Consider the following 14,800-nt stretch of genomic DNA (forward strand, 5'->3'; position numbering starts at 1 on the left):
GCAGGGCGCCTTTCGCGTGCCGGGCAGGACTGTAAACCAGCCTGCGCAAACACTCTAGCCCAAAATCGAACGGTCGTTCAATTATTTACAGGGGGCCTTTGAGCGGCAAGTGTTTTATTAGAAAGGGGCATCTAAATGGCGACACCGAATCGCCACCTTTCGCGGTGCAGCGCGAATCCAGCAAGCCCTTTAAATGAAAGGCTTTGCGGGGTGTGCGCCGCACCCAAGAAACGCGTGCGGCGTGGCACAGTGGATGGGTTTTCTAGTGCTACCCATCAGTAAATAGACAGCCTCAAAATCAGACCGGCGTGATGCCCGCACACATGGCGCCACGGCGGAAGATGCGAGCGTCCATTTCGCGTAGGTCGGCTGCCACGGCAACCTCCGCGACACACTGGTCCAGTACATCACGCTGCAGATCGATGCCGGGGGCGATTTCTGTGAGGGTGAGGCGCCGACCGCCGTTGCCATCGGCGCGCATCTCGAAGACGGCGCGCTCGGTCACATAGCGCACGGGAATGCCCGATCGCGCCGCATATTCACCGTTGAAGGTCAGGTGCGACACGGCGGGCACGATCTTCTTGAGCCGTCCTTCGCGCACGATGCGCAGCTTGCCGCCTTCGGCTTCGACCTGCAGGCCGCCGGCGGTGAGCGTGCCCATGAACACGATTGAACGAGCGCTCTGCGTGATGTTGATGAAGCCGCCAACGCCGGCGACGATGGTGTCGCCGCCCTCGCCGAACAGGCTGACGTTGACGTTGCCGGCGCCGTCCAGTTCTGCCAGACCGAGGATGGCGAGATCAATGCCACCGCCCTCGTAGAAGTCGAACTGCGCGGGCTGGTCCACCACGGCCTCAGGGTAAGCCGAGGCACCAAAGCTGAGACCATCCGCCGGCGTGCCGCCGATGGGGCCGGCCTCCACGGTGAGCGTGAAACCGCGCGCGCCCTCCTGTTCAGCCAGGGCGCCGACGGCCGCGGGCATGCCCACGCCGAGGTTCACGACGCGCGGCTGCTGCGCCATCAGTTCCAGCACGGCGCGGCGTTGCACTAGCGTGCGGGCGTCGAGCGCGCCGTGCTGGCTCGCCTCCAGCGCGTCGCTCGCTTCGATGGCGTCTTCCTTGAGCTGGATCGCCTCGCCTTGCCAGGGGCGGATATAGGTTGGGTTGAACGCCTCGCCGAAGGTCATCTGGTGTTCGGCTTCATCCTCGGCAACGACCACGTAATCGACGAGGATGCCCGGCACGTGGATCGCCTGCAGGTTGTCATGCCGATCGACGAGCCGACGCACCTGCGCGATGACGATGCCGCCCGAGTTGCGCGCGGCCTGCGCCATGGCCAGCAACTCGTGGTGAAAGGCTTCTTCGTGCGTGCTGATGTTGCCGCGCGGGTCGGCGGCAGTGCCGCGCAGAAAGACGCAGTGCAGCGGGAAGCTGGGGTAGAAGAGATAGTCATCGCCCCGAAAGCGCTCGTATTCGACCCAGGACGCCTTACCTGCCGCTCGCGCCACCTTGGCGCGGTGATTGATCGCCCCACCGTGGTAGCGCGGGTCAAGCTCCGTGCGTGGGTCGACGAAGGTATGCAGGCCCATCTTGGTCAGCACGCCGGGCTTGCCGCCCGCGATGGCGCGGTACAGATGCGTGAGCACGCCCTGCGGCAGGTTGAACGCATCGCATTGCTCGGCAAGCGCCATGTCGGCGAGCCGCGTGGCCGAGCGCCAATGCCCACCCACCACGCAGCGCGTCATCCCTGGATTGCCGAAATGGTTGACGCCGCGCTTAGCGCGATCGCCCTGTCCGGCGGAGTAGACCAGCGTGAGATCGCGCGGTTCGCCTGTGGTCAGAAAGCGGCGTTCCAGCGCGTGCGTGACGGCCTCTGCATGGCCCGCGCCGACAAACCCCGCGCATGCCACCGTCCACCCGGGCTGCACCAATCGCGCGGCCTCATCCGCTGTGATGACTTGCATGTCTCCTCCGTCTTGTTTGTTTTGTAGATGTCCGTACTACTAATACTGTGCTGCGCGCCCGCTGATGACGACGCCAAGGCGCACGAGCCGGTAGGCGCACCAATCTGCCAGGCGCCACCACCAGCGGCGCGCGGCGTGTGCATCGGCCAGGACGCGGCGTGCGTGATGGGCCATGGCGCCTTCCAGCGCGCCGCGCAGTTCGTTGGCCACGGTCGAATCCCACACCACTACGTTCGCTTCGCGAGCAAGCAGCAGGCTGAATGGGTCGATGTTGCTCGAGCCGACCGTTGCCCAGCGATCATCCACCACGGCCACCTTGGCGTGCAGGAAGCTGGCGGTGTATTCGTGGATCTCGACGTTGTCGCGCAGCAGCATGTGATACAGCGACCGCGTCGCGTAGTGCTGCAGCCGGTATTCGACCTGCCCCTGCAGCAACAGGCGCACGCGCACACCGCGCCGTCGACATGCAGCCAGCGCACGCATGAAACGCACACCCGGCAAAAAGTACGCGTTGGCGATGATTACCTCGTGCCGCGCCGCACCCAGCGCGCGCAGATATTCGCGTTCGATCGCGCGTCGGTTACGGACATTGTCACGCAGCACCAGCGAAGCCAGCACGGTACCCGGTGCGCGCTCACTTTCTCGCCCGGATGCTCCGCGATGTCGTGGCCGCGGCGTATCCGTCATCACCGGAAACTCGGCGGCGACGCCCGTGACGCCCACCTCCCGCATGCCAACGCGCACGCCCATCTGCCACCAGAGCCGGTCGACGGTCAGCGCAATCTGCGCGACCAGCGGGCCGCGCACCCGCACGGCAAAGTCGTAACGCGGCCCCAGCGCGGTGTCGTTAAACGGCGCGTGATTCAGGTCATCGATGATGTTGATGCCACCCACGAATGCCTCGTCGTCATCGATGACGGCGATCTTGCGATGCAGCCGTCGCAAGTGCCGGCGCTGCAGGCGGAAACCGCGCACCGGACGATAGATGCGCAAGTTCACACCCGCCGTTTCGAGCATCGCCGCGATGCTCGGGGGCAGCAGGCCGGTGCCGAAGCCGTCGATGGTCAGGTGGACATCCACGCCGCGGCGCGCCGCGCGGGCGAGCGCTTCGGTCACGCTGTGGGCGGTGGCGTCGTCGGTGTAGATGTAGGTTTCGAGCGCGACGCGGCGTTGAGCGGCATCGATGGCTTCGATCAGTGCGGGGAAGAACTCGGCGCCACCGCACAGCAGGTCGACGTCGTTGCCCGGCAGGGGCTTACCCCGCCGCCACTCCGAGCGCAGCGGACCCGCATCGCGCACGACCCTCATGGATGCGCCAGTTCAGCTAGCAGGGGAACGTGATCGGAGCGCTGCGCCCATTCGCGGCCGGTCAGCGCATGCGCACGCTCGATGTCGAAACCGCGCACGTAGATGCGGTCTAGACGCAACCACGGCATGTGGCTCGGGAAGGTGCGCACCGGGCGCGCGTTGGCGGCCTTGTCGGCCACTTCGGTCGCCCCCAGCGCTTGGCAAATCGTGCGATCGAGCCGGTTGTTCCAATCGTTGAAATCGCCCGCCACCACGAGCGGCGCATCGGGTGGCACGACCGAACGCACGCGATCCACGAGCGCCTCCGCCTGCCGCTGCCGGCTGCGGGCAAACAAGCCGAAGTGCGCGCACAGCAAATGCACTTCGCCGAAGCCGAGATCGGTCACGGCGTGCAGCAGTCCGCGCTGCTCGAAACGGTGGTCGGAGATATCCAAGTTTTCCGACAGCAGGATCGGAAACCGCGACAGAATGGCGTTGCCGTGGTGCCCGTGCTCGTAGACGGCATTGCGGCCATAGACGGTGTGCGGATAGACGTCCGTCGCAAGGTAGCGCAGCTGCGTGTAATTCGGGTCGAACAGTTCTGCGGCGACCAGGCGGTCGTTGCGATCCTGCACTTCCTGCAGGAAGACGATATCGGCGTCCATGCTATGCAGGCCCTGCCGCACGTCATGCACGCGCACGCGCCGCGCAATGCCTGTCACGCCCTTGTGGATGTTGTAGGTGGCAACGCGCAAACGCAGCATGTCAGGCCTGGTCCTTTGTCAGAGCCGCCTGACGGGCATGATAGGCAGCGAGGCGCTCGGGCAACTGCAGGATGGCCTCGGCGTTGCTGCGCGAGAAGCAGCGCGCGGCGGCATCTTGGTAGGGCAACCATTCGGCTTGCACATGCTCGCGCGGAGACATCCGCACCGGCATCTTGCCGCTCACCAGCAGGCCGAACCAATGCTCGGTGTTGCGCGTGATGCCCGGCGCGTAGCGATGCCGCCAGCGCGGGTAGATTTCGTATTCGATATGGTGGCCCCAGTCGATCAGATGATGCTGGGCTGCGTCGATGCCGGTTTCTTCCAGCACCTCCCGGCGGGCCGTGTCGGCCAGAGGTTCGTCGAGCGCGTCGCAACTACCCGTCACGGATTGCCAGAAGCCCGGATGATCTGCCCGCTCCATCACCAACACATGCAAATCGGGCGTGTGGATGACGACGAGAACGGAGACGGGAATCTTGTGCGGCATGGGCGTGGGTTGCTGCGTGCTTCGATGACGGCGCGATCGCGCTGCAAGTCCATAGCTTACCGCAGCCAGAAGCGTGCCACCGTGACGTTCAGCGTGCTGCCATGCAGTGGCAGCGATCAGGCAGCGCGCAGCGGCCCTTGACCCGTGCGCGTGCGGGCAAGCCACAGTGCCGTCTCATCCGTCGCCGTTTCGTGACCAAGCTCGCGACGGGCTACGGCCACCAGCGGATCAAGCATCGCAGCATAGTCATCGGCTGCACGCTGCGATTGCGCCCACAACGCTTCCGTACGCTCCCCGAGTTGTTGGCGAAGCGCAGCGAGCTGTGCGGTCAACTCGCGTTCGCGATTGCCAAGCGTGTTGAATTTCTGGATAAGAAAGCGCTGCACATCGGTCTGCTCCGATTGCGCGTTGGCCTGGTCGAAGCGTTCAACGATGGCCGAGGTCTCTCGCTCGATGCGATGCAGTTCGCTGGTGCCCTCGCGCTCGGCGGTCTCCAGCGCTTGCAGGGCGCGGCGTTCGGCCTGCAAAACACGCGCGTGATCGGCAAAGCGGCGTTCTGCCGCCAAGTGAGCTTCGGCCAGCGGGCGCGGCGTGTCGTATACGAGCGGATGCACGGGCATGCCTGGTGCCGCCGGCGGCAACGCCGTCTCAGGCAAACGCAGGTTCGCGACGGCGTGCAGCCAATGCATCCGGTCCGCCGAGAGGTGACCGAGTGCACGCATCGCCTCGACCAAACCCGGAGAGGATGCCGATGCGGATACGCCCGGATGTGCGCTCTGCGCCGCCGCAATTTCGGGCACGCACGCCGCAACCGTGGTGGCCACAGCCTCGGTCATCGCCATGGCGGCACGCCGGGTGGCGCGGCGTATTTCGATCCAGGCCAGCGTCATCACCAGCAGCGCAGTGATCAGCCAAGTCAGCAGGAACTCAGCGTGGGTGACGACCCATGTGCGCGCAAAGTCGATGTAATCCATCTGAACAACCCTCCTTCGTTGTCACCCAACGTGACAGAAACACGAAAGATTCGGTTTAGCACGCAATGTTCCCGAGCGCTGCAAGTTGCCCCGCAGGCGCCCAAAAACAAACCGCGCCGCCCTTGTCAGGCGGCGCGGTTTGTTGTGGAGCGTTGGCGAGGGTGCTTAGGCGGTCGTTGCAGCCGTCGGGGCAGCCACCTTGGCCTCGGCGGCGCGCAGGCGAATATGCAGCTCGCGCAATTGCTTTTCGTCGACCGGGCTCGGCGCCTGCGTGAGCAAGTCCTGCGCACGCTGTGTCTTCGGGAAGGCGATCACGTCACGGATCGAATCGGCGCCGGCCATCATCGTGACGACGCGGTCCAGACCGAACGCGATACCGCCATGCGGGGGCGCGCCGTACTGTAGCGCGTCCAGCAGGAAGCCGAACTTGGCACGCGCTTCCTCATCGTTGATCTTCAGCGCGCGGAACACCTTGCTCTGCACTTCTTCGCGGTAGATCCGCACCGAGCCGCCGCCGATTTCCCAGCCGTTCAGCACCATGTCGTAAGCCTTGGCGATGCACTTGCCCGGATCGGTTTCCAGGTATTCCAGATGCTCGTCCTTCGGGCTCGTGAACGGGTGGTGCATGGCCACCCAGCGCGCGTCTTCCTCGTCGTACTCGAACATCGGGAAGTCGATCACCCACAGCGGCTTCCAGGCGTCTTCGAACAGGCCGGTGCTCTTGGCGAAGTCCGAATGGCCGACCTTCAGGCGCAGCGCACCCATCGCGTCGTTGACCACCTTGGCGCGGTCGGCGCCGAAGAACAGGATGTCGCCATCCTGTGCGCCGCTGCGCTTGAGGATCTCGGCGATGGCCGCATCGTGCAGGTTCTTCACGATCGGCGATTGCAGGCCGTCACGGCCCTTGGCCACTTCGTTGACCTTGATCCAGGCCAGGCCCTTGGCGCCGTAGATTTCGACGAACTTGGTGTACGCGTCGATATCGCCACGCGACAGGGAAGCACCGCCCGGCACACGCAGTGCCACGACGCGGCCGCCTTCTGCGTTGGCCGGGCCGGAGAACACCTTGAAGTCGACGTCCTTCATGGCGTCGGTCAGTTCGGTGAATTCGAGCTTGACGCGCAGGTCCGGCTTGTCCGAACCGAAGCGGGCCATCGCCTCGCGGAACTCCATCACCGGGAACTTGGCATCCAGGTCCACCGACATGGTGTTCTTGAACACCGTGCGGATCATCTCTTCAAACAGGTCGCGAATCTCCTGCTCGCTCAGGAACGACGTTTCGCAGTCGATCTGGGTGAACTCGGGCTGACGGTCGGCACGCAGGTCTTCGTCGCGGAAGCACTTGGTGATCTGGTAGTAGCGATCAAAGCCCGACACCATCAGCATCTGCTTGAAGAGCTGCGGCGATTGCGGCAGCGCGAAGAACTGGCCGGCGTTCACGCGCGACGGCACCAGATAGTCGCGCGCACCTTCCGGCGTGCTCTTGGTCAGCATCGGCGTTTCGATGTCGATGAAGCCCTTGTCGTCGAGGTACTTGCGCACTTCCATCGCGACCTTGTAGCGCAGGCGCAGGTTGTATTGCATCTGCGGACGGCGCAGGTCCAGCACGCGGTGCGTCAGGCGCGTGGTCTCCGACAGGTTGTCGTCGTCCAGCTGGAACGGCGGCGTGACGGAGGCGTTGAGCACCGTCAACTCGTGGCACAGCACTTCAACTTTGCCGCTGGTCAGGTTGGCGTTGGTGGTGCCTTCCGGGCGGGCGCGCACGACGCCCTTCACCTGCAGGCAGAACTCGTTGCGCACACCTTCGGCCACCTTGAACATCTCCGGGCGGTCCGGGTCGCAGACGACCTGCACCAGGCCTTCACGGTCGCGCAGGTCGATGAAGATCACGCCACCGTGGTCGCGACGACGATGGGCCCAGCCCGACAGCGTGACGCTCTGGCCGAGCAGTTGTTCGGTGACCTGACCGCAGTATTGAGTACGCATTTGCATGTTGTGGTTTTCCGCGAAGCGCGCCGCCAATGAAGCGTCGCGCATGAAAGTTGATCGGGGGGCCGGCGTCGATTCGACTTCGTTCGTGTCGCCGGCTCAGGGTGCCGCGATGGCGCCGCCCTCTGCAGGCAGCGCGGTCGGATTCGAAGGGTCGCGCGGCACTTGAGCCGGCGACCGGTCCTCCGTCTGTGGCGAGGCATCGGGCGGGTCCATGCGGCGCGGCAGCGCTTCGGGCGCCACCACCCCCATCGACACGATGTACTTGAGCGCGGCATCCACCGTCATGTCCAGCTCGATGGTGTCGGCCTTGGGCATCATCAGGAAGAAACCCGACGTCGGGTTGGGCGTGGTCGGCACATACACGCTGACGTACTCGCCTTGCAGGTGGTTTTCAACATCACCGCCCGGGCGGCCGGTCAGGAAGGCGATCGTCCACGAGCCCTCGCGCGGGTACTGCACCAGCAGCGCCTTGCGGAACGCATTGCCGTTGGACGACAGCAGCGTGTCCGACACCTGCTTCACGCTCGAATAGATGGGGCCGACCACGGGAATGCGGCCCACGAGCGCTTCCCACCACAGCACCAGTTTCTGGCCGATGAAGTTGTGCGCCAGAACGCCGACGATCAGGATGAACGCCAGCGTGAGAATCGCGCCGACGCCAGGAATTCGCCGCCCGAACAGCTGATCCGGCTGCCATGCCGACGGCAGCAGCGCCAGGCTCTGGTCCATCGTACCGATGATGAGCGACAGCACCCACAGCGTGATCGCGAGCGGAACAAGCACCAGAAGACCGGTCAGGAACCATGTCTTGAGTGCGCTGGTTTTCTGTTTCATGGGCGATGGACCGAAAGGTGAGCGATGCGATCAGTGGCAAGCGCACGACGTGCCGCAACCACCGGACGCGGCCGGCGTGCTGGCACTGGACGACGCGCTGTCCGACGACGCGGCCGGCGCGGCCGCAGCGGCCGGCGCAGCGGCATCCGTCTTGGCTGCCGTACCGGTACCCGCCGCCGCAGCCGATGCACCACCCGAGCCGCCACGGAAGTCCGTCACGTACCAGCCCGAACCCTTGAGCTGGAAGCCGGCAGCGGTGAGCTGCTTCTTGAACGCCGGCGCGCCGCATGCGGGGCAATCCGTCAGCGGCGCGTCGCTCATCTTCTGCAGCACATCTTTGGCGTGGCCGCAGGCGTCGCATCGATAAGCATAGATCGGCATGGTGTCCTCACCCTGGAACAAACAAATGACAAGAAAGCGATTGGATTGCCCGCGCATCCCGCGAACGCGTTGCGGGAAATGCGCACGGGCTCTCGCAAGATTGGGGCAACCGCGCGCCACACAAGTGCGGGCGCGCAAAGCCTTGAATTATAAACCCTTTTAGGAGAATCCCCGACCGCAGATTGGGAGCAGGCGATGGCGGTATGCGACAAAGTGGCACACCGCGCACGCCCGCAACGAGACGCTCAGGCTTGCGTGACCGCCTTGGTGGTCGGCGCACGGTTCGCGATCCACTGTGGTCCGAGAGAGCCCAGGACCATCGCGCCAAAGCTGGCAAGGAGGCCAACCAATTGTGGCGGGAGCATCGCATTCGGCTGGAACGCTTCGCACCAGATCCACGCCGCGAGGCCCAGGATGATGGCCAACAGACCGCCCTGCTTGGTCGCGCGCCTCCAGAACAGGCCAAAGGCCAAGGGCACGAACGCGGCCACCAGCGTCACCTTGTAGGCGCTTTCGACCATGTGGAAGATCGACAGATGCGAGTTCAGCGCAAAGAGCGTCACCAAGACCGTGAACGTCAGCACCACTGCCTGCATCACGCGCAGGAAACGCTTGTCGTCCATGTTGGGCAGCAGCGGACGCAGCACGTTTTCGGCGAACGTCACGGAGGGCGCCAGCAGCGTCGCGCTCGCGCAGCTCTTGATGGCTGAGAGCAGCGCACCGAAGAACATCACCTGCGCGAAGATCGGCGCATGCTGCAGCACCAGGTTCGGCAAGATCATCTGCGAATCGGTATCGATGTATTTCGCGACCATCTCCGGGTCGATGAGCGTGGCCGAATACGCCAGGAACATCGGCACGAACGCAAACATGAAGTACAACACGCCGCCCAGCACCGACGCCGTACCGGCGATGCGCTCGGTGCGCGATGACGTTACCCGCTGGAATACGTCCTGCTGCGGGATCGAGCCGAGCATCATGGTGATCCACGCCGTCACAAAGCCGATGACCTCGATCGGGTTGAACGCCGGCCAGAACGAGAACTTGCCCGAAGCCGCGGCGTGCGCCACCACCGCGCCCACACCACCGGCCTGGCCCGACACTTCCCAGCCGATGTACAGCATGCCGATCACGATGATGATCATCTGGATGAAATCCGTCACCGCCACCGACCACATGCCGCCAAACAGCGTGTAGACCAGCACGCTGCCCGCGCCGATCATCATCCCGAGGTCTTGCGAAACCGCGCCGTCAGACACGGTGTAGAACACCAGCCCCAGCGCCTTGATCTGCGCTGCCACCCAGCCCAGGTACGACACGACGATGCACAGGGTGGTCAGCGTTTCGGCCACGCGGCCAAAGCGGTTGCGATAGAAGTCACCAATGGTGAGCAGGTTCATCCGGTACAGCGGCTTGGCAAAGAACAGACCCACCAACACCAGGCACAGCGACGAACCGAACGGATCGGCCACCACACCGTGCAGGCCATCCTTGAGAAATTCCGCGGGAATCCCGAGCACCGCCTCGGAGCCGAACCAGGTGGCGAACACCGTGGCGGTCACGACGTAGAACGGCAGACTGCGGCCAGCCACGGCGAAGTCGGCGGTACTGCGCACGCGCAGTGCAGCCCACAGGCCGATCCCGACCGAAATCACCCAGTAAACAATGACAAACCAGATCAGCATGGCAGCGCGGAAAGAAGCAGGAAAACCCATGGTGGCCCGGTTTTGGGCCCAGGGGTGCCGGGCAAAGTGGCCGGATTATAGCGATGGGACTGCGCGCCGGGGCATCGGTGCGACCACGAATGCCGCCCGGTTTGCCAGATTCTTGGGCGACGGCCCGCAACGGGCGCCAGTAGGCTTTTTGTTGACCACGGCTCATGTTGCTTCGCACCAACACTGACCGGGTAGACAGATCAATCAGCGCGGCGCCGCCAGACTTGCCAACGCTCGCGCCCGGCAAACACCGGAATTGAGTCGGTCTCGGCGATCGGCATATCGCTGATGCGTTCGAACGCAGGCGACAGCAGCGCATCCAGCTCAGGCTGCGTGGTCTCGAACGGCGGCCCCTTGGGCATCGCCTCACGGCCTTCCACCACGGCAAAGAAGCCCGCAAGCAACCCGCGCGGCGGTAGCAATTTCGCCACCTGCGCGGCGTAGTCGGGCCACAGCCGACGCGGCATCGCACACAGAAATGCGCGTTCGTAGATCCAGTGCACCGGGCGAGGCGGCGAAAAGCGGAAGAAATCGGCCAATTGCACCACGTCGGCGTGCGGGCCCAGCACGGCCCTGGCCGATGCCACGGCGCTCGGTGCAAAGTCGATCGCCGTGACCGGCCAGCCGCGCTCGGCAAGCCAGCCGGCCTCGTAGGCGTTACCGCAACCGGGGATCAGCGTAGAAAGCGGCGCAGGCTGCGCTTCACAGAATTGCTGGAATGCGGCAGGCACGCCGGCGGCATCCCAGGGGGTGTGCTCGCGGCTGAACCGCTCGTCCCAGAAGGCGGGATCGGCGGCGTCACGGGATTGGAAGACGGGCGGTTGGGCCATGGCGCTGGGAAAGTGAAGGCGGATCAGTAACGGGCCATCCAGGCCAGCACATGCGTCGCGACAATGCCGACCGCGAAGCCACCGATGAACAGCAGCGCGGCGGACAACAGCCGGTTCGTGCGCTTTTGCTCGGCAAGCAGCGCGGTGAGCGCCGCAGTTTGCGCATTGCCGTCCTCGCGGGAGTGGCGATCCAGAATCTGGTGCACCAGGCGCGGGAAGTCCGGCAGCTTGTTGGCCCATTGCGGCGCCTCGACCTTCAGTCGCTCGACAAAACCGCGCCAGCCGATCTGCTCGTGCATCCAGCGCTCGAGGAAGGGCTTGGCCGTCTTCCACAGGTCCAGATCGGGATCGAGCTGGCGCCCAAGGCCTTCCACGTTGAGCAGCGTCTTCTGCAGCAGCACGAGCTGCGGCTGCACTTCCACGTTGAAGCGGCGCGAGGTCTGGAACAGCCGCATCAGCACCAGGCCGAGCGAGATCTCGCCCAGCGGCCGATCGAAATACGGTTCGCAGCATGCGCGGATGGCGCCTTCCAGCTCTTCCACGCGCGTCTCTTCCGGCGCCCAGCCGGACTCGATATGCAGCACCGCCACGCGGTGGTAGTCGCGCTGGAAAAACGCCAGGAAGTTCTGCGCGAGGTAGTTTTTGTCGAACTCCGACAGCGCCCCGACGATGCCGAAATCCAGCGCGATATAGCGGCCCAGCGTCTCAGGCGCCACGCTCACGAGAATGTTGCCGGGGTGCATGTCGGCGTGGAAAAAGCCGTCGCGAAAGACCTGCGTGAAGAAGATCTCCACGCCGTCGCGGGCGAGCTTGTGCATGTCGACACCGGCGGCACGCAGCTCTTCGGTGTGCGAGATCCGCATGCCGTGCATGCGCTCCATCACGAACACTTCAGACGTGCACCAATCCCAGAACACCTCGGGCACCAGCAACAGATCGGACTTGGCAAAATTGCGGCGCAGCTGGCTGGCGTTGGCCGCCTCGCGCATCAGGTCCAGCTCGTCGTGCAGGTACTTGTCGAACTCGGCGACCACCTCGCGCGGCTTCAGGCGCTTGGCGTCGGCCCACAGCTTTTCGATCCAGGTAGCGAGATCCCGCATGAGCGCGAGGTCGCTGTCGATCACAGGCAGCATGCCCGGGCGCAAGACCTTGACCGCCACCTCGCGACCATCATAGGGGCCGCCGCGCAACGTGGCGAAATGCACCTGTGCAATCGACGCGCTCGCCACGGGGTGATGATCGAAACGATGGAACAGCGCCGAGAGCGGCTTGCCGAGCGATTTCTCCACGATGGCCGCCGCCACCTTCGGGTCGAACGGCGGCACACGATCCTGCAGCTTGGCCAGTTCGTCGGCCACATCTGGCGGCAGCAGATCGCGCCGCGTCGACAGCACCTGCCCGAACTTCACGAAGATGGGCCCAAGCTGCTCCAACGCCAGGCGCAGGCGCTCGCCACGCGGGAGTTTCGGCTTGCGGCCCAGCGTGAGCAGCCAGACCAGCGCGCGAATGCGGCGGCTCTTGAAGCCCGACAACGCGAGCTGATCCAGCCCGTAATAGAGGATGACGAAAACGATCTTGCCCAGCCGGAAGAAGCGCGTCATGCCGATTCACCCTGACGTGCGGTCCGGGTGGCCGGTCGCGGGAGCTTTTCGAGCCGCTCCAGCCGTTTGACCAGACGCGCTTCGGCGTCACGCAGTGCGGCCACATCGGCGGCGAACTGCGCAAGGCGCGCATGGCGCACCAGCGTCGGTTGCTCATCGGTCAGGTACGACGCCACCGATTCCGCCAGCGAACGGCTGACGCGCGTGGCTTCGGTGCGGGCGGCCTGGGCGCCGCTCACCATGCGCTGCGCGATCACGTCGCCAAACACACGCGAGAGGTCTTCGGCCGCATCCCAGCGCAGGTTGCGCAGCAGTGTCGACAGTACGTTGGCAAATTCGGCCTCGCCCTCGATGCGCACGTGCTTGAGCACGGCGGCCTGCCCGCCCGTGGCGTAATCGCCGGCAGCGGCCGCGAGCGGCACGACAACGGTCACAGCCGGTTCAACATCAGGCGCGGGAGCGGTCACCAGGCCGGCGGCGTCCACCTGCAACGTCATCGACATGGGCGCCAGGTCAAAGCGCGCCACGCGGCCTGCGAAGGGCCGCAACGTCTCCTGCGCCCAGGGCTCTTGGCGCAGCAGATGGTTGAGCGCGAGCAGCAGCGGCTGCATCAGCACGAGCGGAAACGAAGACGGAGACGAAATGGCTGTCGAAGACATGCGGTGACGGTGCGCAAAAACAGCAAGAAAGCAGCAAAAAGCGGGCTAGTGGCGGGCAACAAAAAGGGCCCGAACCAGACGGTCGAGCCCTATTTTACGGGGAATGTTGAAACGGCCGTTTGCGCCGCTTCAAGTTGTTACGGCATCACTGCAACTGCTGAATACCCGCCAACACCCAGCCGCCTGCGCCCTGCGTCGGCTTGGTCAGGTTCCAGACCTCGGCAAACGGCTGTGCAGGGGCGTTGGCTTCTTCGCGAATCATGCCGGAGAAGCGCACGCTCGCGAGGTACTCGGCGGCCTGCGTTTCGATGCCCAGCATTTCGGCTTCGACCGAGACCACGTCGGTCTTGTTGGGCGAAGTGCCGCGGTCGGCCAGGTCCATCTTGATCTCGGCAAACATCTCGGGCGTGGTGAACTCCCGGATGTCGTTGAGATTGCCCGCGTCCCAAGCGGCCTGGAGGCGGATGAAGTACACCTTGGCGTTGCGCAGGAAGGCTTGCGTGTCGAAATCTGCCGGCACGCCCCACGGCTGCTGCGGTGCGGCTGCAGCAGGCTGAGCGTTGACGGCCTGCGCGCTCGCAGCCGAACCACCCAGGTTCCACGACTGTGCGGCGGTTGCCGCGCCGGCGCCGAGGCCCGACGTGTTGCCGGTGTTGAGCGATGCGGCCGCCGGAGCAGAAGCCTGCGGGGCCGGTGCGGCAGGTTGCGGCACGTACGGTTCACGGTCGCCGCCCAGCGACGGGCCACCCGTGGCATAGGCAGGGCCTTGCGGACGGCTGCCGCGGACCTTGCGGATGATCCACATCACCACAAAGGCGACGAGTGCGATCAGGATTAGGTTCGACAGCAACGAGGCGAGGCCCGCGCCCAGACCGAACTTCGACAGCAGATAACCGATACCCAGACCGGCAGCCAGGCCGCCCAGCATGCCGCCCCAGTTACGTCCGGGCTTTGCGGCCGGAGCGCCCGGAGCCGGTGCGGCCGGTGAAGGTTGCGCGGCCGGTGCGGCCTGCTGTGTCGGCGACGGCGTTGTGGCCGGCGGCGTCTGTTGGCGTTGCGTCACGGTGGACGACTGCTTGCCGATGCTGCGGCTACCCCCCATGCGCTTGGCGTTGGCGTCAATTGCCGTGCCCAGAGCGAGCGTCGCGACCAGCGCGCCCGCCATCAATTTTCCACCCCAGTGCAAACTCATCGCTGTCTTCTCTCCAATGGCAGTGACGCCATTAGATGAAGACGTCAATGCCGAAATTCAATGTGAAGGATCGTGGCATATCGCCGCAGCGCGCTGCATCGCCCATCTGGTGGAACAACGA

13 protein-coding genes are annotated in these 14,800 nt (G+C 64.9%); all 13 read right to left on the minus strand.

Features of this window, described 5'->3' with window-relative positions; all coding sequences use genetic code 11:
• Nucleotides 1-298: 298 nt before the first annotated feature.
• The 13 genes from ACUXH0_RS16350 to ACUXH0_RS16410 all read right to left on the minus strand — a co-directional run bounded on the left by ACUXH0_RS16350 (nt 299) and on the right by ACUXH0_RS16410 (nt 14,679).
• Entirely contained in the window at nt 299-1,963 is a 1,665-nt protein-coding gene (locus ACUXH0_RS16350; protein ID WP_137910782.1) for an acyl CoA:acetate/3-ketoacid CoA transferase, read from the minus strand.
• A gap of 39 nt (nt 1,964-2,002) precedes the next feature.
• On the minus strand, nt 2,003-3,271 hold the full coding sequence (gene clsB / locus ACUXH0_RS16355; protein ID WP_009239131.1) for a cardiolipin synthase ClsB: 1,269 nt from the start codon (nt 3,269-3,271) through the stop codon (nt 2,003-2,005).
• Nucleotides 3,268-4,014: an endonuclease/exonuclease/phosphatase family protein gene (locus ACUXH0_RS16360; protein WP_009239132.1), complete on the minus strand. Its 747-nt coding sequence runs from the start codon at nt 4,012-4,014 to the stop codon at nt 3,268-3,270. Before ACUXH0_RS16360 ends, clsB begins: the two co-directional genes overlap by 4 nt.
• 1 nt (nt 4,015) lies before the next feature.
• Nucleotides 4,016-4,501 carry a dihydroneopterin triphosphate diphosphatase gene (gene nudB, locus ACUXH0_RS16365; RefSeq protein ID WP_004633244.1) on the minus strand — a complete coding sequence of 162 codons (486 nt, stop codon included), beginning with the start codon at nt 4,499-4,501 and terminating at the stop codon, nt 4,016-4,018.
• Nucleotides 4,502-4,617: 116 nt separating this feature from the next.
• A complete protein-coding gene (locus ACUXH0_RS16370; RefSeq protein WP_182594214.1) occupies nt 4,618-5,475 on the minus strand; it encodes a hypothetical protein in 858 nt (285 codons plus the stop codon).
• 165 nt (nt 5,476-5,640) lie between these two features.
• Nucleotides 5,641-7,512, minus strand: a complete 1,872-nt coding sequence (gene aspS, locus ACUXH0_RS16375; RefSeq protein WP_009239134.1) for an aspartate--tRNA ligase — start codon at nt 7,510-7,512, stop codon at nt 5,641-5,643.
• A 51-nt stretch (nt 7,513-7,563) separates the two neighbouring features.
• Complete coding sequence (locus ACUXH0_RS16380) at nt 7,564-8,301, minus strand: DUF502 domain-containing protein (protein ID WP_004633251.1); 738 nt, start codon at nt 8,299-8,301, stop codon at nt 7,564-7,566.
• Between the two features lie 30 nt (nt 8,302-8,331).
• The gene (locus ACUXH0_RS16385; RefSeq protein WP_182594215.1) at nt 8,332-8,682 is read right to left on the minus strand and encodes an FmdB family zinc ribbon protein; all 351 of its coding nucleotides are present in this window, start codon (nt 8,680-8,682) and stop codon (nt 8,332-8,334) included.
• Between the two features lie 245 nt (nt 8,683-8,927).
• Nucleotides 8,928-10,367, minus strand: coding sequence for a high affinity choline transporter 1 (locus ACUXH0_RS16390; protein WP_004633256.1), 1,440 nt, complete (start codon nt 10,365-10,367; stop codon nt 8,928-8,930).
• Between the two features lie 230 nt (nt 10,368-10,597).
• Nucleotides 10,598-11,227 (minus strand): class I SAM-dependent methyltransferase, encoded by a 630-nt coding sequence (locus tag ACUXH0_RS16395; protein WP_024973650.1) that lies wholly within the window; start codon nt 11,225-11,227, stop codon nt 10,598-10,600.
• Between the two features lie 23 nt (nt 11,228-11,250).
• Nucleotides 11,251-12,828, minus strand: a complete 1,578-nt coding sequence (gene ubiB, locus ACUXH0_RS16400; protein ID WP_004633260.1) for a ubiquinone biosynthesis regulatory protein kinase UbiB — start codon at nt 12,826-12,828, stop codon at nt 11,251-11,253.
• Nucleotides 12,825-13,487 (minus strand): ubiquinone biosynthesis accessory factor UbiJ, encoded by a 663-nt coding sequence (locus tag ACUXH0_RS16405; RefSeq protein WP_182594216.1) that lies wholly within the window; start codon nt 13,485-13,487, stop codon nt 12,825-12,827. The genes ubiB and ACUXH0_RS16405 overlap by 4 nt, the downstream gene beginning before the upstream one ends.
• Nucleotides 13,488-13,632: 145 nt before the next feature.
• Complete coding sequence (locus tag ACUXH0_RS16410; protein WP_027693098.1) at nt 13,633-14,679, minus strand: Tim44 domain-containing protein; 1,047 nt, start codon at nt 14,677-14,679, stop codon at nt 13,633-13,635.
• Nucleotides 14,680-14,800 lie beyond the last annotated feature (121 nt).

It is taken from the genome of Ralstonia sp. 110700041-2 (assembly GCF_056280165.1).